At 74.9% G+C, this 17,406-nt stretch carries 17 protein-coding genes; 3 read left to right on the forward strand and 14 right to left on the reverse strand.

Annotated features, from left to right (window positions below):
* The first annotated feature begins 694 nt into the window (after positions 1-694).
* A complete protein-coding gene (locus AB0E19_RS12180) occupies positions 695-868 on the forward strand; it encodes a hypothetical protein (RefSeq protein WP_362177327.1) in 174 nt (57 codons plus the stop codon).
* Positions 869-872: 4 nt separating this feature from the next.
* Here the strand turns inward: AB0E19_RS12180 and AB0E19_RS12185 are convergent, their stop codons facing one another.
* A complete protein-coding gene (locus tag AB0E19_RS12185; RefSeq protein WP_043223665.1) occupies positions 873-1,328 on the reverse strand; it encodes an Lrp/AsnC family transcriptional regulator in 456 nt (151 codons plus the stop codon).
* 10 nt (positions 1,329-1,338) lie between these two features.
* A complete protein-coding gene (locus AB0E19_RS12190) occupies positions 1,339-2,820 on the reverse strand; it encodes an amino acid permease (protein ID WP_362177331.1) in 1,482 nt (493 codons plus the stop codon).
* A gap of 344 nt (positions 2,821-3,164) precedes the next feature.
* Between AB0E19_RS12190 and AB0E19_RS12195 the strand changes: the two genes are divergently transcribed.
* A complete protein-coding gene (locus AB0E19_RS12195) occupies positions 3,165-4,178 on the forward strand; it encodes a GDSL-type esterase/lipase family protein (RefSeq protein WP_362177334.1) in 1,014 nt (337 codons plus the stop codon).
* A 72-nt stretch (positions 4,179-4,250) separates the two neighbouring features.
* On the opposite strand, the gene AB0E19_RS12200 is transcribed toward AB0E19_RS12195, so the two are convergent.
* From AB0E19_RS12200 to fmt, 11 genes are all read right to left on the reverse strand, one after another.
* Positions 4,251-5,693, reverse strand: coding sequence for a GuaB1 family IMP dehydrogenase-related protein (locus AB0E19_RS12200; protein ID WP_362177337.1), 1,443 nt, complete (start codon positions 5,691-5,693; stop codon positions 4,251-4,253).
* Positions 5,694-5,849: 156 nt separating this feature from the next.
* Positions 5,850-6,533, reverse strand: a complete 684-nt coding sequence (locus AB0E19_RS12205) for a response regulator transcription factor (RefSeq protein ID WP_362177340.1) — start codon at positions 6,531-6,533, stop codon at positions 5,850-5,852.
* Positions 6,534-6,538: 5 nt separating this feature from the next.
* On the reverse strand, positions 6,539-7,756 hold the full coding sequence (locus tag AB0E19_RS12210; protein WP_362177344.1) for a histidine kinase: 1,218 nt from the start codon (positions 7,754-7,756) through the stop codon (positions 6,539-6,541).
* Between the two features lie 95 nt (positions 7,757-7,851).
* On the reverse strand, positions 7,852-8,511 hold the full coding sequence (locus AB0E19_RS12215) for a DUF998 domain-containing protein (RefSeq protein ID WP_362177347.1): 660 nt from the start codon (positions 8,509-8,511) through the stop codon (positions 7,852-7,854).
* Positions 8,512-8,654: 143 nt separating this feature from the next.
* Complete coding sequence (locus AB0E19_RS12220) at positions 8,655-8,963, reverse strand: barstar family protein (protein WP_362177350.1); 309 nt, start codon at positions 8,961-8,963, stop codon at positions 8,655-8,657.
* Entirely contained in the window at positions 8,950-9,411 is a 462-nt protein-coding gene (locus AB0E19_RS12225; RefSeq protein ID WP_362177353.1) for a ribonuclease domain-containing protein, read from the reverse strand. The genes AB0E19_RS12220 and AB0E19_RS12225 overlap by 14 nt, the downstream gene beginning before the upstream one ends.
* Before the next feature lie 165 nt (positions 9,412-9,576).
* Positions 9,577-10,635, reverse strand: a complete 1,059-nt coding sequence (locus AB0E19_RS12230) for a sugar-binding domain-containing protein (RefSeq protein ID WP_362177356.1) — start codon at positions 10,633-10,635, stop codon at positions 9,577-9,579.
* Between the two features lie 121 nt (positions 10,636-10,756).
* Positions 10,757-11,440 carry a ribulose-phosphate 3-epimerase gene (gene rpe / locus AB0E19_RS12235; RefSeq protein ID WP_362177359.1) on the reverse strand — a complete coding sequence of 228 codons (684 nt, stop codon included), beginning with the start codon at positions 11,438-11,440 and terminating at the stop codon, positions 10,757-10,759.
* 96 nt (positions 11,441-11,536) lie between these two features.
* Positions 11,537-12,949 carry a transcription antitermination factor NusB gene (locus AB0E19_RS12240; RefSeq protein ID WP_362177362.1) on the reverse strand — a complete coding sequence of 471 codons (1,413 nt, stop codon included), beginning with the start codon at positions 12,947-12,949 and terminating at the stop codon, positions 11,537-11,539.
* Positions 12,950-13,007: 58 nt separating this feature from the next.
* The gene (locus AB0E19_RS12245; protein ID WP_362177365.1) at positions 13,008-13,346 is read right to left on the reverse strand and encodes a hypothetical protein; all 339 of its coding nucleotides are present in this window, start codon (positions 13,344-13,346) and stop codon (positions 13,008-13,010) included.
* A complete protein-coding gene (fmt, locus tag AB0E19_RS12250; RefSeq protein ID WP_362177368.1) occupies positions 13,343-14,275 on the reverse strand; it encodes a methionyl-tRNA formyltransferase in 933 nt (310 codons plus the stop codon). Before fmt ends, AB0E19_RS12245 begins: the two co-directional genes overlap by 4 nt.
* A 307-nt stretch (positions 14,276-14,582) precedes the next feature.
* On the opposite strand from fmt, the gene AB0E19_RS12255 reads away from it, so the two are divergent.
* Complete coding sequence (locus AB0E19_RS12255; RefSeq protein WP_362177371.1) at positions 14,583-15,104, forward strand: hypothetical protein; 522 nt, start codon at positions 14,583-14,585, stop codon at positions 15,102-15,104.
* 79 nt (positions 15,105-15,183) lie between these two features.
* Here the strand turns inward: AB0E19_RS12255 and AB0E19_RS12260 are convergent, their stop codons facing one another.
* Entirely contained in the window at positions 15,184-17,322 is a 2,139-nt protein-coding gene (locus AB0E19_RS12260) for a primosomal protein N' (protein ID WP_362177374.1), read from the reverse strand.
* Between the last annotated feature and the right edge of the window lie 84 nt (positions 17,323-17,406).

Here is a 17,406-nt window from a genome sequence, read left to right on the forward strand (position 1 = left end):
GGCGGTGCGCACAGTGGGCATGCTGATCCTCATGGGGGCGGAGGGGAGGGAGGGGCGTCTACGGGAGACGTTCAAAACGGTACGGTTCCGGGCTCAGCCGGGACAAGACGGGACCGTTGCGGACCGACCGTCGAACCGTTGCGCGATGTACGACCGGGGCGGCGATTCGTTGCGCGGCGATCGGACCGGGGGGTACGCACTCCGCGACCGGCGGCGTACCCCCGGATCCTCCACCGGCGCGACGACCGGACGGGGCGCGGGCGGAAGAGTGGTGGGCGTCCGCTCGACCTGCCGGAAGGACCGGCATGAACCGCCGTACGAAGATCGCCGCCGTCGCCGTCGCCCTGCCGATCGGCGCCGGGGCCACGGGCGCCACCACCGCCGCCACCGGGCGGGAGGGCGGGGCGCACCGGGAGGCGGCCGCGCTGACCGGCGCGGCCTGGCTGGACCGCGACCCGGCCACCGGGGAGAAGGTCCGCTTCTCCTTCGACGCGCACCTGGCCGGGGCAGACCGCAACGACCCGAGGGCCGCCACCGGCACCTTCCGGTACGGCCACGCCATGGGGAAGGAGAAGCACACCGCCTTCGTACGGGTCGACTGCCTCTCCACCGGGGGTCCGGTGGCGACCGTCACCGGGATCGTCGAGGAGACGGACGTGCCGGGCCTGCGGAACAAGCGGGTCGGCGTGTCGGCGTGTCGGTGTACGACGACGGGAAGCGCGACCGGCTGGGCTACAGCCGACTGGCCTCCTCCCCGCTGTCGGACGAGGTGCCGCCGTGCAACGCGGCCGCCCCGCACGAGAAGGCCGTACGGGGCGGCGGGGACTTCCGGGTGCTGCCGTGGATCTACGACGGCATGGCCGGGTAGCGCGTCAGGCGGGCGAGCCCGAGGAGAAGCGCCGCAGCAGCGGGGAGAGCACCAGGACGGACTTGGTGCGCTCCACGAAGGGCTCGCCCGCGATCCGCTCCAGGACGCGCTCGAAGTGGCGCATGTCGGAGGCGAAGACCTGGACGACGGCGTCCGCGTCACCGGTGACGGTCGACGCGGACACCACCTCCGGGTACCGCTCCAGACCCCGCCGGATGTCGTCCGGCGAGGTGTTGTGGCGACAGAAGATCTCGACGAAGCCCTCCGTCTCCCAGCCGAGCGCCGCCGGGTCCACCCGTACGGTGAAGCCGGTGATGGCGCCCTCGGCCCGGAGCCGGTCCACGCGCCGCTTCACGGCGGGGGCGGAGAGGCCGACGAGCGAGCCGATGTCGGCGTAGCTGCGGCGGGCGTCTTCCGCGAGGGCGTGGACGATGCGTTCGTCGAGGTCGTTGAGTCGCACTACGGGTGGATCACTTCTCTGCGTCGGTGGTCACGGGCTCGGTGACCAGTCGGGAGCGGCGCATGCCGTACAGGAAGTAGAACACGAGTCCCGCGGCCATCCAGGCACCGAAGTACACCCAGGTGATCAGGTCGAGGCTGTACATGCTGTAGCCGCAGCAGAGGAAGCCGAGGGCGGCGAAGACCGGACCGAAGGGCACCTTGAAGGAGCGCTCCATGTCGGGGCGGGTGAAGCGGAGCACCACGACGGCGACGTTGACCAGGGCGAAGGCGAAGAGCGTGCCGATGCTGGTGGCGTTGACCAGCTCGCCGAGCGGGACGACGGCCGCGAGGCCGCCGCAGAGCAGCGAGACGATGACGGTGTTGGTGCGCGGGGTGCCGGTCTTGGCGTCGACCTTGCCGAAGACCTTCGGGACGAGGCCGTCGCGGGCCATCGCGAAGAGGATGCGGGTCTGGCCGTAGAGGACGGTGAGGACCACGCTGGCGATGGAGATCACGGCGCCGGCGGCGAGCAGGGTGCCCCAGAAGCTCTGGCCGGTGACGTCGTTCATGATCGCGGCGAGGGTGGCGTCGGTGCCCGCGAACTTCTTCCAGTCCCAGGCGCCGACGGCGACGGCCGCGACGAGGACGTACAGCACGGTGACGATGACCAGCGAGAGCATGATCGCCCGGGGCAGGTCGCGCTGGGGGTTCTTCGCCTCCTCGCCGGCCGTGGAGGCGGCGTCGAAGCCGATGTACGAGAAGAAGAGGATGGCCCCGGCGGCGCCGACGCTGCTCAGGCCGAGCGGCATGAAGTCGGAGTAGTTGCCGGACTTGAAGCCCATGAAACCGACGGCGCAGAAGAGGACCAGGGCGGCGATCTTCACCGCGACCATGATCGTGTTCGCGCGGGCCGACTCCTTGGCGCCGCCCATCAGGAACAGCATCGCGAGGACGACGACTATCAGCGCCGGCAGGTTGAAGACGCCGCCCTCGCCGGGCGGAGCGCTCAGCGCGGCGGGGAGGGTGACGCCGATCGTGCCGTCGAGCAGCTCGTTCAGGTAGTCGCCCCAGCCGACGGCCACGGCCGCGACCGAGACGCCGTACTCCAGCATCAGACACCAGCCGCAGACCCAGGCGACGAGCTCACCCATCGTTGCGTACGCATACGAGTAGGAGGAGCCCGCGACCGGGATGGTGCCGGCCAGCTCGGCGTACGAGAGGGCCGAGAAGAGCGCGGTGAGACCGGCGAAGACGAAGGCGAGCGTCACGGCGGGACCGGCCTCGGGGACCGCCTCGCCGAGGACGACGAAGATGCCCGTGCCGAGCGTGGCACCGATGCTGATCATGGTCAGCTGCCACATGGAGAGCGAGCGGCGGAGACTGCCGCCCTCACCCTGCCCACCCTCGGCGACCAGGCGTTCCACCGGCTTGCGGCGGACGAGGGCGGTCAGGAAGGGGGTCTTGGGGACGGTCGCGGACTCGACCGGTGGGGCTGCGCCGTGATCCAGCACTGCGGAGGCTCCTTATCGCTGCCTGTCGGTACGACGGGGATCGCGGCGGCCGCGTGCCGGTTCCGCGGGCATGCCGAAGCAGCCCACGGGGGCAGGAAGTCCGCCGAGCAGGCGGTCCCCGCCACTCCTGGTACGAGGGATGAGCCTAGCGCTCCGCTTCGCATCCGTAATGCAGTGTTGTTGCGCAGTGGCGGATGATCATTGCGCACTTCCGGCCCGGACGGGGAAACATTGCGCGCCCCCGCATGAATCGACACATCAGGGGACAGGACGGATCCGGAGCGCATGCCTTGACTCCTCGCCGCCCGTGGCCCACCCTGCACCGGGCCGATCGGAGGTGCCGAGTGAGCTGGCTGGAGCCCGAACCCTTTCTGCGCGGCACGGCCTGGCGCGACGGCGACCGGGCGGTCCGCGCCGACCCCGCCGACCTGGAACGGCTGCCCTGGGACATCGCGGAGCGGGCCGCGCTGCCGATCGGGGTGCGGGTGGAGTTCCGCGCGGAGCCCGGCACTTCGGCGGTCGAGCTCCGCTACCGGGCGGAGGTCCCGCCGGCCGGCGACGAACTGCGCGCGCTGCGGCACGCGTTCGCGCTCTGGGAGGGCGGACGATGTGTGCGGGAGGTCTTCGCGGAGCCGGCGGAGGAGACCACGGTACGGCTCCGACTCCCGCCGGGCGGCGGGGAGTTCACCGTCCACCTGCCGGAGGGTCAGGCGCCGGTCGTGCGCGGCGTACGGGCCGTCGGCGGGGCGCTCTCACCGGCGCCCGCGCGGCCCCGGTGGCTGGTCCACGGCGACTCCATCACCGAGGGCTGGTGGTCCACCCGGCCGGCCCACGCCTGGCCCGCGGCGGCGGGGCGCGCGCTCGGACTCGACCCGGTGAACCTCGGGTACGCGGGCGGGGCGCGCGGCGAACTCGCGCTGGCGGAGCACCTCTCCCGGCTCCAGGGCGACCTGATCACCCTGGCGTTCGGCACCAACTGCTGGGACCGGGTGCCGGCGACGCCGGAGTGGCTGCACGCGACGGTGCGCTCCTTCGTGCGGCTGGTGCGGCGGGGGCACCCCCGCACCCCGCTCCTCCTGGTCTCCCCCGTGCTGCGCCCGGCCGCGGAGCACACCCGCAACGCGCTGGGAGCGACGCTCACGGAGCTGCGCCGGGCGATGGAGCGGGCGGGCCACGAGCTGGCGGCGGAGGGCGACGGCCGCCTCCTCGTCCTGCCGGGCCGCCCCCTGCTCCGCCCCGAGCACCTGGCGGACGGCCTCCACCCCGACGACACGGGTCACCGCCGCCTGGCGGAGGCGGTGACGAGCGCCCTGTCCGGGCCGCCGTTCCGTTGCGGGTCTACGTTCCCGTTCCGCTAGGCCGGAACGGGCGGGCCGCCCGCACGGGGGCGGGAGGAGGGCGCCGCCCCGCCGGGGCGGCGCCCTGGGGTGTCAGCTCCAGCTGGCGTGGAGGGGCTTGCCCTCGGCGTAGCCGGCGGCGGACTGGATGCCCACGACGGCCTTCTCCTCGAACTCGGCCAGCGTGCTCGCACCCGCGTAGGTGCACGACGACCGCACACCCGCGATGATCGAGTCGATCAGGTCCTCGACGCCCGGACGGGTCGGGTCGAGGAACATCCGCGACGTCGAGATGCCCTCCTCGAACAGCGCCTTGCGCGCCCGGTCGTACGAGGACTCCTCGGACGTCCGGTTCCGCACCGCCCGAGCCGACGCCATGCCGAAGGACTCCTTGTAGGCGCGGCCCTGCGCGTCGTGCTGCAGGTCGCCGGGGGACTCGTACGTCCCCGCGAACCAGGAGCCGATCATCACGTTGGACGCGCCCGCGGCGAGCGCCATGGCGACGTCGCGCGGGTGCCGCACGCCACCGTCGGCCCAGACGTGCTTGCCGTACTTCTTCGCCTCGGCGGCGCACTCCAGGACGGCCGAGAACTGCGGGCGGCCGACACCGGTCATCATGCGGGTGGTGCACATGGCACCGGGGCCCACGCCGACCTTGATGATGTCCGCGCCGGCCTCGATGAGGTCCTTGACGCCCTCGGCGGAGACGATGTTGCCCGCGACGATCGGGACCTGCGGGTCGAGCGCCCGCACGGTCTTGATCGCGGAGATCATCGACTCCTGGTGCCCGTGGGCGGTGTCGATGACGAGCGTGTCGACACCCGCGTCGAGCAGCTGCTTGGCCTTGCCGGCCACGTCGCCGTTGATGCCGACGGCCGCGGCGATCCGCAGCCTGCCGTCCTTGTCGACGGCCGGGGTGTACAGGGTGGCGCGCAGGGCGCCCTTGCGGGTGAGGATGCCGACCAGCTTGCCGTCCGCGTCGACGGCGGGGGCGTAGCGGCGGTTGGCGCCGTCGAGGGTGTTGAAGGCCTCGCGGGGGTCGATGTCCGCGTCGAGCAGCAGGAGGTCCTTGGACATGACCTCGGAGAGCTGGGTGAAGCGGTCGACGCCGGTGAGGTCCGCGTCGGTGACGACGCCGACCGGGCGACGGTGCTCGTCGACGACGACACCGGCCTCGTGCGCCCGCTTGGGCAGCAGCGCGAGGGCGTCGGCGACGGTCTGGTGCGGCTCCAGGACGATGGGCGTGTCGAGGACCAGGTGGCGGCCCTTCACCCAGGAGACGACCTCGGTGACGACCTCGATCGGGATGTCCTGGGGGATGACGACGATGCCGCCCCGGCGGGCGACCGTCTCGGCCATGCGGCGGCCGGCGATCGCGGTCATGTTGGCGACGACCAGCGGGATCGTCGTGCCGGTGCCGTCCGGCGCGGAGAGGTCCACGGCCTGTCGGGAGCCGACGGCCGACCGGCTCGGCACCATGAACACATCGTCGTACGTGAGGTCGTACGGCGGCTTGACGTCATTGAGGAAACGCACGTGCTGACATCCCAGTCGTTCGGATCGGCCCCTAGGCATTTCAGCCAGGGGAAAAAGCACGTAGTTCATTGTCCCACGCCGGTACGGATACCAGCCCCGGGCGAATCCTCCGAGCCTCACGACCGTCCTTTCGGAGGATCGCCCGAATGCTTTCGGTCATCCCTCGCTTTCCGCGGTGTGGCCGGGGCGGATCAGCCCCGTCTCGTACGCGAGGACGACGAGCTGGACGCGGTCACGCACCCCGAGCTTGGTGATCGCCCGGGTGACGTGGGTCTTGGCCGTCAGCGGTGAGATCACCAGCCGTTCGGCGATCCGCTCGTTGGAGAGCCCGGCCGCGACCAGGGCGACCACCTCGCGCTCGCGGGCGGTGAGCGCGGTGAGCCGCTCGGCGGCGACGGTGGCGGTGGGCGCCCGGTGGGCGAACTCCGCGACGACCCGGCGGGTCGCGCTCGGCGAGAGCAGGGCGTCGCCCGCGGCGACCGCCCGGATCGCCTGGCGCAGGTCGTCCGGTTCGATCTCCTTGGTGAGGAAGCCGCCGGCGCCCGCGCGCAGCGCCGCGAAGACGTACTCGTCGGTCTCGAAGGTGGTCAGGACGATGACCCGGGTGCCGGCGAGTTCCGGGTCCCGGGTGAGGGCCTCGGTGGCGGTCAGCCCGTCCGTCCCCGGCATGCGGATGTCCATCAGGACGACGTCGGGGCGCAGCTCCCGGACGGCGCGCAGCGCCTCGTCGCCGGTGGCCGCCTCGCCGACCACCTCGATGTCGCGGGTGCGGCGGAGCAGGCTGCGGAAACCGGCCCGGACGAGGGCCTGGTCGTCGGCGAGCAGTACCGAGATCGTCATGATCGTCAGCTTGGCACAGGAATCACGGCCCGGACGGTGTGTCCGCCGTGCTCGCCCGGTCCGGAGGCGAACTCGCCGCCGAGGACGGAGACCCGCTCCCGCATCCCGGCGACCCCGTGACCGCCACCGCCCGCACCCCCCTCGCTCCCGGCCCCGGCCCCGGCGCCGATACCGATGCCCGTGCCGTCGTCGGCGATCTCGACGCGGACGGCCTCGGGGCCGTACCGCAGCCGGACGTCGACGCGGGTGCCGCCGGAGTGCCGTACCGCGTTGGTCAGCGACTCCTGGACGATCCGGTAGACGGCGAGCGCGACGGGCGCCGGGACCCCGGCCGGGTCGCCCTCGGTCTCGACGGCCGCCCGGAGTCCGGCGGCCCGTACGCCCTCCACCAGGTCGGCGACGCCGTCGAGTCCCCGCCCCGGGGCGAGTTCCATCCCTCCCGGGTCCTCCCCGGGGTCGCGCAGGACGCCGATGAGCGCGCGCAGGTCGGCGACGGCGGTCGCGCGGACCTCCTGCGCGGTCCGCAGCGCGGCCCGTGCCTCCGCCGGTTCGTCGTCGAGGGCCTCGACGGCCACCCGCAGCTGCACGCCGACGACGGTCAGGGTGTGCGCGACCACGTCGTGCAGCTCGCGGGCGATCCTGAGCCGCTCCGCCTCGGCGCGCCGCCGGGCCTCCGCCGCCCGCTCCCGGGCGGCGCGTTCCCGTCCGGCCGCCTCCTCGCGGCGCCAGTTGCGGCCGTTGCGCCAGGCGGTCGCGGCGGCCAGGACGAGGGCGAGCCAGAGGGTCTCCGCGCCGAGTTCGGCGACCACCTCCCGGCCGCCGAGCCCGGCGACGTACCGCTCCCAGTTCGCCGCGAAGAGCACCTGGAAGACCCCGACGGCCACGGCGAAGGGGAGCCCGCGCGGCACCCGCCGCAGCAGCGTGCCGAGCCGCTTCCCCGCCTCGTCCCGTACGGCTCCGGCACCGTCGCCGGCCGCCACGAGGAAGTACGCGGCGGAGGCGGGCCAGATCCAGCCCACGTCCGACATGCCGGCGCCCCGGAAGGCGATGACGGTCTGGACGCTCGCCAGGAGGGCGGCGCGCGGCCACCGGCCGGCCGCGAGGACCAGTACGGCCAGGCCGAGGGCGTACGGCACCGCGCCGACCAGGAGCGGGCCCTCGCCCGCCAGGGCCTCGGCGGTGACCACGGCGACCGCCGTCACCGCCGCTGCGGCGACCCGCACGGCCCCCGTCCCACCCTTCCGTCCATCACGGAAACGTTCTTCGCTCACCGGCTCATTCTGCCCAACGCCCGCGCGGGACCAGGGCCGTTCGCACCTCACGCGCGCTCCTCCGGGCGGGCGGCGGCGACGGCGGCCAGCGCCACCCAGAGCAGGGCGGTGCCGAAGGCGACCCGCTCGACGAGCCCGACCACGGTGGGCACGGCGGCGGTGCCCAGCGACGGCCCGTCCATGACATCCACCAGGCAGACGAGCAGCGCGACGGTCGAGACGAGCGAGGTGACGAGCACGGCCCGCAGCACCCCGGCGGCGCCCGGCCGGCGCCGGGCCAGCCACCGGTGCAGCACCAGCGCGGCGATGGGCAGGGCGAGGAAGGCGGGGGTGGCGGCGGTGCCGTGGACGAGGTCCGAGGTGGAGGGCCGGCTCCACCGCCCGGGCGGGTCGGCCGGGAACACCCCGGCGACCAGGACGCCGACGGTCCACACCCCCACCGCCCACCGGCCGCCCCGTGGGGCCCCGGCGCGCCGCAGCAGGGCGAGGAGGAGGGCGGACGCCCCGGCGATCAGCAGCAGGGCCGTGGCGACCAGCCAGCCGGCGGTGCCGTTGACGTACCGGCTGATCACCTCGGTGACCGGGCTGTACCCCGGGTTCAGCAGGTCGGCGGCGGCGATCCCGGCCACGGCGGCACCGACCCCGGCGACGACGACGGAGGAGGAAGAGGAAGAGGAGGAGAAGGAGAACGGCGAGCGTGTCTGCACGAGAGGCCTCCGGACGGTGAGGGGCGGCGCTTCCGCCCGACGCCCCACACGCTAGGAATCCGGCCGCCCCGCCCGCGTCCCCCGTCCGCCGACATCCCGGCGTACTCCCCCGGCGCACGCCGTACTCCCCACGGTGTACGTCCTCACTCCTCGCCTCCCCCCGGCGATCCGAGGGCGACCAGCACCGAGAGCCGCTCGCCGGACTCCTCGACGGCCGTCGCGAAGACCTCCTGGGCGAGGTCCCAGTCGCGCGGCGCGCGGCGCGCGTAACCCTGCCAGTGGGTCACCACGACGGCGACGGGCCGGGGCAGTCCGCCGAGGCTCTCGGCCAGCGCGTCCCAGTTGCGGCCGAACCAGTCCGGCAGGCCGAACGCGTCCGCGCAGCGGTCCATGAAGCCCGCCTTGTCGGTGACGCCGCGCAGATCGAGGACGACGGGGTCATCGATCCTCATCGCCGACCACCTCCCGGAAGCTCTCGTAGTGGTCGTCGGTGTAGTACCGCTCGCCCTCCCCGCCGGTGACGACGCGACGCGCCCCGCGGTCGCGTTCGCCGGGGGTACGGACGGTGTACTCGTGGTAGTAGCCGCGCTTCCTGGGCGGCAGGATCCGCTCGAAGTTCGAGAAGACGCTGCCGTCCTTGGCGTACGGGAAGGGTCCGCCGGCCCGGATCAGCGCGAGGGTCTCGCGCGCCTCGGGCGGCAGCTCCGACTCCCGGACGGTGGGGAGGTCCGAGACGGGCGTGGCGGTGGCCCGCCCCGAGGGCGCGGGGGCGGCCGTCACGGCGGTACGGGACGGGACCGCGGTCGCGGTCGGCGTGGCGGTCCCGGCGGTGCAGCCGGTGAGCAGCAGGGTCAGCCCGGCCAGGACGCCGAGCCCCGACCGGAGGCGACGAGCGATCATCCCCCGATGCTGCCACCGGCCCCCGGACCGGCCCCGGGGGCGCGCCCGGGGAACACCCGGAACGGGACAAGCCCGTGCGGAGGCCGGGACGGGCCCGTGCGGGGCCCCGGGTACGGCGGAGGGCGCCGACCGGGTCCCACCGCGGTCGGCGCCCTCCGTCCGGGCTCAGCGGGCGTCGGTGCCGGTGTCCGGGTCCTTGCGGTCGAGGGCCGGGCGCGGGCCCGGGCTGAACTCGGTGAGCAGGTAGTCGGCGGCCGAGCGGTCGGTGACGAGGCTGGTGACGAGGCCGGAGCGGAGCACCGCGCCGATCGCCGCCGCCTTGCGCTGGCCGCCCGCGATGGCGACGACCTCGGGGATCCGGCGCAGCCGGTCCGCCTCGACGGTGATGCACCGCTCGCCGAGGTCGCGGCCGACCCGGCGGCCCTCGGAGTCGAAGAGGTGCGCGGACATCTCCGCGGCCACGCCGAGGGTGGCGTAGTGGGCGCGCTCCTCCTCGGTGAGCATGTCGTGGACGGTCGAGATGCCCGGCTCCCAGGAGCCGATGGAGACGCAGGCGACGGTGACCTTGTCGAAGTACTCGAAGGCCCGCGCGATGCCGGTCTGGTTGCGCAGCGCCGCGGCGGTGGCCGGGTCGGGCAGCAGCATGGGCGCGTAGATGGGGTGGGCCTCGCCGCCGGAGACCTGGGCGGCCCGCCGGACGGCCTCCACCGAGCCGCGCTCGGCGGTCCCGGCGTCGTACACGCCGGTGAGCTGCACGACCGTGCACGGGGGCAGCCGGTCGAGGGCGGCCGCCATGTGGATGGTCGAGCGGCCCCAGGCCAGGCCGAGGACGTCGCCCTCGGTGACGAGCTCGCCGAGGAGGTCGGCGGCGACCTCGCCGAGGTTCTCCGGGTCGGGCGACTCGTCGTCCTCGGCCGGGGACTCGACGACGACGGCGTGGCGGAGCCCGTAACGGGCGCGCAGCGCGTCGGAACGTTCGGCGTCCAGCTCGGCCGGTACCCGGATCTCGATGCGTACGAGATCCCGCTCCAGAGCGGTCTCCAGGACCCGGGCCACCTTGAAGCGGCTCACGCCGAACTCCTCGGCGATCTGGATCTTGGACTTCCCCTCCAGGTAGAAGCGGCGCGCCATGGCCGCCGCCTGCACCAGCTCCGCGGGGCCCATCCGCAGGGCCGACCGTCCCGCCGACATTCCCGCCACCGCGATCTCCTCACTGCTGTTCACGCACCGCTGTCCACGATCCGTGTTCGTTCACACTCTGGACCCGCTGTTCATCCTGTCAGAAACGGCGGGCCTTGATCAGTCCTGTCGGCGGCCCGTCGGACCGCGTTCATCAGCCGGAGGCTCAGTGGCCACATGCCCAGGCGGCGCCGGCCGTGGCGGCCTCCGCCTTGGCCCGCAGCCCGGCCACCGCGGCGGCCGGGTCGGCCGCGCCGTAGACCGCCGAGCCGGCCACGAAGACGTCGGCGCCCGCCTCGGCGCAGCGCTCGATGGTCGCCTCGGAGACGCCGCCGTCGACCTGGAGCCACAGTTCCAGGCCGTGCTTGGAGATCAGCTCACGGGTGCGGCGGATCTTGGGCAGCATGATGTCGAGGAAGGCCTGGCCGCCGAAGCCGGGCTCGACGGTCATGATGAGCAGCATGTCGAGCTCGGGGAGCAGGTCCTCGAAGGGCTCGATGGGGGTGGCCGGCTTGAGCGCCATGGAGGCCCTGGCGCCCTTGGCGCGGATCTCCCGGGCGAGCCGGACCGGCGCGGCGGCGGCCTCGACGTGGAACGTGACCGAGCCGGCGCCCGCCTCGACGTACTGCGGCGCCCAGCGGTCCGGGTCCTCGATCATCAGGTGGCAGTCGAGGGGGGTGTCGGTGGCCCGGCTGAGCGACTCGACGATCGGCACGCCCAGCGTCAGGTTGGGCACGAAGTGGTTGTCCATGACGTCGACGTGCAGCCAGTCGGCCCCGTCGACGGCCTTGGCCTCGTCCGCGAGGCGGGCGAAGTCTGCGGAGAGGATGCTGGGATTGATCTGCGCCATGAGCCAAGCCTGCCACGTTCTTGGGGACTTCTTTGCCGCGAACCGACGCTCGGCCCTCACGGCACCGGACGTACTGGTACGGACCAGCGGAAACCGTCAGGCCGTCCGGCGGATCAACGCCAGATACATGGCGTCCGTACCGTGCAGATGCGGCCACAGCTGGACGTCGGGACCGTCGCCGAGCCGCTCGACACCGGGGAAGAGGGGCCGGGCGTCGATCAGCTCGGCGCCCCCGAGCTTCTTCAGGACGTCGTCCACGACGACCCGGGTCTCGGCGAGGTGCGGCGAGCAGGTCGCGTAACCGACGACTCCGCCGACGCGGACGGCCCTGAGCGCCTCGGTGAGCAGCCCGCGCTGGAGCGGGGCGAAGCCGTCGAGGTCCTCGGGGCGGCGGCGCCAGCGGGCCTCGGGGCGGCGGCGCAGGGCGCCGAGCCCGGAGCAGGGCACGTCGACGAGGACGCGGTCGAAAACGCCCTCGCGCCACGGCGGGCGGGTGCCGTCGGCGGCGATGACCTGGTACGGGCCGGGGTTGCCGGCCAGGGCGCGCTCGACGAGCCGGGCGCGGTGCGGCTGCTTCTCGGAGGCGAGCAGGGCGGCGCCGCGCTCGGCGGCCAGCGCCCCGAGCAGGGCGGCCTTGCCGCCGGGACCGGCGCAGCCGTCCAGCCAGCGGGTGTCGGGGCCTTCGAGCGGCGCGTTGGCCAGCGCGATCGCGACGAGCTGACTGCCCTCGTCCTGGACGCCGGCCCGGCCGTCCCTGACGGCCTCGATGGCGCCGGGCTCGCCGCCGTCGGCGAGCCGCAGGGCGTACGGGGACCAGCGGCCCGGCTCGGTCTCGGCGGCGTCGGCCAGCTCGTCGACGGTGACCCGGCCGGGGCGGGCGACGAGGGTGACCTCGGGCCGCTCGTTGTCGGCCTCCAGGAGCGCCTCGATGCCGGCCCGGCCGCCGCCGAGCGCGTCCCAGAGCGCGGAGACCACCCAGCGGGGGTGGGAGTGCATGACGGCGAGGTGGTCCTCGGCGTCCTTCTCGTACGGCGGGGCGACCTCGGCCAGCCAGGCGTCGAGGTCCTGCCGCGTGATCTTCCGCAGCACGGCGTTGACGAACTTGGCGCGCCCCTCGCCCAGCACCACGCGGGCCAGCTCGACGGTGGCGGAGACGGCGGCGTGCGGCGGGATGCGGGTCCCGAGCAGCTGGTGGGCGCCGAGCGACAGCACGTCCAGGACGGGCGGGTCGACCTCACGCAGGGGCCGGTCGACGCAGGCCGCGATGATCGCGTCGTACGTGCCCTGCCGCCGCAGCGTCCCGTAGACCAGCTCGGTCGCGAGGGCCGCGTCCCGCGCCTCGAAGCCCTCCTTCTCGCGCGCCTTGCGCAGCAGCGGGGGCAGCACGAGGTTGGCGTACGCGTCCCGCTCGTCGACCGCCCGGAGCACCTCGAAGGCGAGCATCCGCACGGGATCCTTCTTGGGCCGGCGGTGGGGCTTGGGGGGACGGCGACGTGCCTGCTCGCTCAAAGGTGCTCCGCGTGACGAAATGAGGGGTCGAACCCACCCAGCCTACGTCCGCGCGCCCCTACCGGGGAAAACGCCCCTGGCGGATCGCCCACGCCCCGGCGGCCAGGAGGCAGGTGACGGGCGCGGTGCCGCCGCCGTCCGCGTCGAAGGCGAGGAGCACGGGCGGCTCCTCGCCGGTGCTCCGGACGACCTCGGCCCGCTCCTCCGCCGTGGGCTCGCGGAAGACGGGGTCCATGAAGGCCGTCGGGCACCGGACGTAGAGCACGTCCGTCAGCTCGACCTCCAGGCCGTGGTGGTACGTGAGGTCGTACCCCGCGGCCAGGGTGAGCCGGCTGCCGTCGTACCGGCGGAGCTCCCAGGCGTCCCAGGGGCCGTCGGGGAGCGGCAGCGGGGTCACGCGCCCAGGCGCTCGCCCGGGGCGATGCGGACGCCGCGGGCCCAGTCGGCGGCCTTCATGGGCTTCTTGCCCTGGGGCTGGACCCACAGCAGCTCGACGGCGTACGACCCGGTGCCCGCGTACACGTTGTTCTTGCCGACCGCCAGCTCGCCGGGGGCGAGGTCGGTGCGGTCGGCGACGGGGGCGACGTGGATGAGCTTGAGCCGCTCGCCGCGGAAGAGGGTCCAGGCGCCGGGGGCGGGGGTGCAGCCGCGGACGACGCGGTCGACGCGGAGGGCCGGGGCGGCGAAGTCGACGTGGGCGTCCTCGACCTCGATCTTCGGGGCCAGGGTGATGCCGTCGGCGGGCTGCGGGACGGCCTTCAGGGTGCCGTCCTCGATGCCGTCCATGGTCGCCGAGAGCAGCCCGGCGCCGGCGAAGGCGAGGCGGGTGAGCAGGTCGCCGCTGGTGTCGGTGGGGCGGATCTCCTCGGTGATCACGCCGTAGACCGGGCCGGAGTCGAGACCCCGCTCGATCTGGAAGGTGGAGGCGCCGGTCACCTCGTCGCCCGCCATCACCGCGTGCTGGACGGGGGCGGCGCCGCGCCAGGCCGGGAGGAGGGAGAAGTGCAGGTTGACCCAGCCGTGCGCCGGGATGTCGAGGGCCTTCTGCGGCAGCAGCGCGCCGTAGGCGACGACCGGGCAGCAGTCGGGGGCGATCTCGCGCAGCCGGGCGAGGAAGTCCTCGTCGCGCGGGTGGGCCGGCCGCAGGATCTCGATGCCCTCCTCCTCGGCCCGCTGGGCGACCGGACTGGCGACGAGCCGCCGCCCGCGCCCCGCCGGCGCGTCCGGCCGGGTGACCACGGCCGCCACCTCGTGCCGGCCCGAGGCGAGCAGGGCGTCCAGGGCGGGAACGGCGACCTCGGGGGTGCCTGCGAAGACCAGCTTCATGGGTGGCGACTGCCTGTCTGTCCGGGGGTGTTGCGAGCGACACACCAGTCTAGGCGCTGTCTCCCGCAGAGGATCGGGGGCACGGACGGGGCGCCGCCGTACGGCGCGAGGGCGGTCGGAGGGGCTCGCGTGCGGCGCGCGCGGAGAGGGGGCGTGCGCGGCGGTGAGCGCCCTGCGCATATGCGTGTACGCCCCCGCAGCGTGACCCAAGTCCCGGTGGCGCGTTGGTCAAGAGAGATTGACCGAATCGGGCTGCCGTCCCCCTGCGGCCGCCCGCCCTTCCATCGCCGGTTCGAGAGGCTTTCACATGGCCGACCACGCAACCCACGACGCCCAAGCCCGGGCGAGTCTGCACCTGTTGGTGCGGGACATCGAGCGGGTCCGGCGGCAGGTGGACGCACTGCGCACGCTCACGGCCCAGCTGGGCAATGTCTACCGCCCTCGCCGCTCCGGCCCGTCCACGGGCTTCGTCGTCTACGGCCGCGCCCCCGCCCCCACCGTTCGGCTCGCCCAGGAGCTCCGCGACAGCGTCGAGACCCTGGTGACCGCGGCCGTCGAGTTCGACCGCTCCCTCGGGTTCTCCTGGGACGCCGTCGGTTCCGCGCTGGGTGTCACCAAGCAGGCCGTCCACCGCCGTTACGGCGCCCGCCGGGCGCCCCAGCAGCCCGCGGTGGAGCCGGAGCAGCACGGCGTCGCCGAGCCGGGCGCGACCCGCACCCTGCCGTCGGTGCCCGCCGCCCGCAGCATGCCGCCGCAGCCCACCTCGGGCAGCGCCACCCTCCGCGAGGAGCCCCGCTCCCCCGCCTTCCCCAGCCCGCGCAACGGCTGACCGCGCGGGGCCGACGACCGGCCGCCGTCCCCCGGCCGAAGGGGGGCGGCGGCCGTCGCCGTGTCCGCTCCGCCGTCCGTCAGCCGATGTCCGGCGGATCCACCCTGACCCAGACGGGGTCACCGGTGCCGCGCGCCTGACGGCTCGCCCGGGCGTGCTTGAGGGCCTGCGCGAGCGCCGCGCCGCTGCCCGGCGGGACCCGGACGAGAGCCCGGTCCCACTGCTCGCCGGGCGGCGGGTCGCCGGGCCGGCGGACGGCCCCCGGACGGACCACCGGCAGCGGCACCGGCCCCAGGACCTCCGCGTCCATGGGCAGCGCGGCACCCGTGAGGAAGGTCGCCACCGCCTCGGGCGGTCCGGTCACCGCGGCCATCCGGGAGACCGGCGGGAATCCCAGCTCGGCCCGCTCGGCCAGCTCCCGCTGGGCGTGCCCGACCGGGTCCCACCGGACGAGCGCCTGCACGGGCCGGAGCGTCGGCTCGGCGACCACCACCACGGTGCCGCCCTCCGCCTGGCCCCTGACCAGCGAGGCCGCGTCCATCCAGCGCCGCAGCGCCTCCTCGCCGGCCCGCAGGTCGGGGCGGCCGAGCAGGGCCCAGCCGTCGAGCAGCAGCGCGGCCGCGTAGCCGCCGTCGGCGACCGGTTCGGCGCCGGGGGTGGAGACGACGAGGGCGGGGCGGTCCGGGACCCGGTCCAGGACGTGATCGCGGCCGGAGGTCCGCACCGGCACGGCGGGGAAGGCCCGGCCGAGCTCCTCCGCGGTCCTGCGGGCACCGACGACCTGGGCGCGCAGCCGGGTGGAGCCGCACGCCTCGCAGTGCCAGTCGGGGGCCTCGCGCCCGCACCAGCCGCAGTGCAGCTCGCGCTGGTCGGGGGCCTCCAGCGGCCCGGCGCAGTGCCGGCAGCGGGCGGGCGTCCGGCACTGCTGGCAGGCGAGCCGGGGCACGTACCCGCGACGGGGCACCTGGATGAGGACCGGCCCGGAGCGCAGCCCGTCCCGGAGCGTCTCCCAGGCGAGCGAGGGCAGCCGGGCGGCGCGCGCGGCCCCGTCCCGGGCGAGCAGGTCGTCGCCGACGGTACGCACCCGGGGCGCGGCCCTGCGGACCTCCTCGCGGCTCGCGGCGAGGGGCCGGGCCCAGCCGGACTCGACGAGCTGCGCGGCCTCCACGGTGCAGCCGGTGGCGCCGAGCAGGAAGGCGCACCGGTCGTGCGCGGCGCGCAGCAGCAGCACCTCACGGGCGTGCGGCTGCGGGGCGTGCGGGTCGCTGTGGCTGCCGTCGCCGTCGTCCCAGATGACGACGAGGCCCGGATCCCGGACGGGCGCGAACATGGCGGCGCGGGTGCCGACGACGGCCCGCACGGAGCCGCGCCGCACGGCGAGCCACTGCCCGTACCGCTTCTCGGGCCCGGCCTCGGCGGTGAGCACCGCGTGCCGCCCCTCCCCCAGGACGGCGGTCAGCGCCGCGTCGACACGCCCGACGGCCCGCCCGTCGGGCACGACGACGAGGGCGCCGCGGCCGGAGGCGAGCGTGGCGGCGACCGCGCGGGCGATCTCCTCGGCCCAGTGCGGCCCCGGCAGCGCCGTCCACACCGCCCGGGGCGCCCCGCCGCGCGCCAGCGACTCCAGGAACGCCGGCCCCTGCTCGTACCGCCCCCAGGTACCCGGCTCCGGCGGCGGGGGCGGCGGCAGCGGCGCGGGCGAGGCCCGCCGCTCGGCGGCGGCGTTGCGCGGCGGCACGGCGAGCTGCAGCACGTCGGCGAGGCTGCCCGCGTACCGGTCGGCGACGGCCCGCGCGAGCGCGAGCAGCTCGGGCCCGAGCACCGGCTCGGGCGACACCACGTCGGCGAGCGCGGCCAGCGGCCCGGAGTAGTCGGACACGGCCCGCCGCTCGACGAGGAACCCGTCGATCAGCCGCCCGCCCTCCCGGCGCCCGCCCCGCACCTGCCCCGAACCGGCCCCGAACCGCACCCGCACCCGCACGCCCGGCCGCGCGACCTCGTCGAGCTCCTCGGGCACCGCGTAGTCGAAGAACTGGTCGAGGTGCAGCACCCCCTTGTTCACCACCACCCGCGCGACCGGCAGCTCCTTCGCGAGCGCGGCCCCCCGCCACGTCCGCGGCTTCGCCTTCGGCACCTTCGCCTTGCGCACGGTCTCCCGGATCAGCGCAAGCTGCTCGGGCCCCTCGCCGCTCACCCCGTTCCCCTTCTCGCTGCTCACAGCCCCATACCTACCAGACGGCTCGGACAGCGGGAGTACGCCGGAAGCCCGGCGCCCCCCGAGGGGGTGCCGGGCTTCCGGGGT

The organism is Streptomyces sp. NPDC047974, from assembly GCF_040653375.1.
GTDB lineage: Bacteria > Actinomycetota > Actinomycetes > Streptomycetales > Streptomycetaceae > Streptomyces.

Excerpts from the sequence above, each read along its gene's own strand:
- AB0E19_RS12205 (WP_362177340.1), bottom strand. The coding sequence starts at position 6,533 with ATGACGATCTCGGTACTGCTCGCCGACGACCAGGCCCTCGTCCGGGCC.
- AB0E19_RS12220 (WP_362177350.1), bottom strand. The coding sequence starts at position 8,963 with ATGAGGATCGATGACCCCGTCGTCCTCGATCTGCGCGGCGTCACCGAC.
- AB0E19_RS12225 (WP_362177353.1), bottom strand. The coding sequence starts at position 9,411 with ATGATCGCTCGTCGCCTCCGGTCGGGGCTCGGCGTCCTGGCCGGGCTG.
- rpe (WP_362177359.1), bottom strand. The coding sequence starts at position 11,440 with ATGGCGCAGATCAATCCCAGCATCCTCTCCGCAGACTTCGCCCGCCTC.
- fmt (WP_362177368.1), bottom strand. The coding sequence starts at position 14,275 with ATGAAGCTGGTCTTCGCAGGCACCCCCGAGGTCGCCGTTCCCGCCCTG.
- AB0E19_RS12255 (WP_362177371.1), top strand. The coding sequence starts at position 14,583 with ATGGCCGACCACGCAACCCACGACGCCCAAGCCCGGGCGAGTCTGCAC.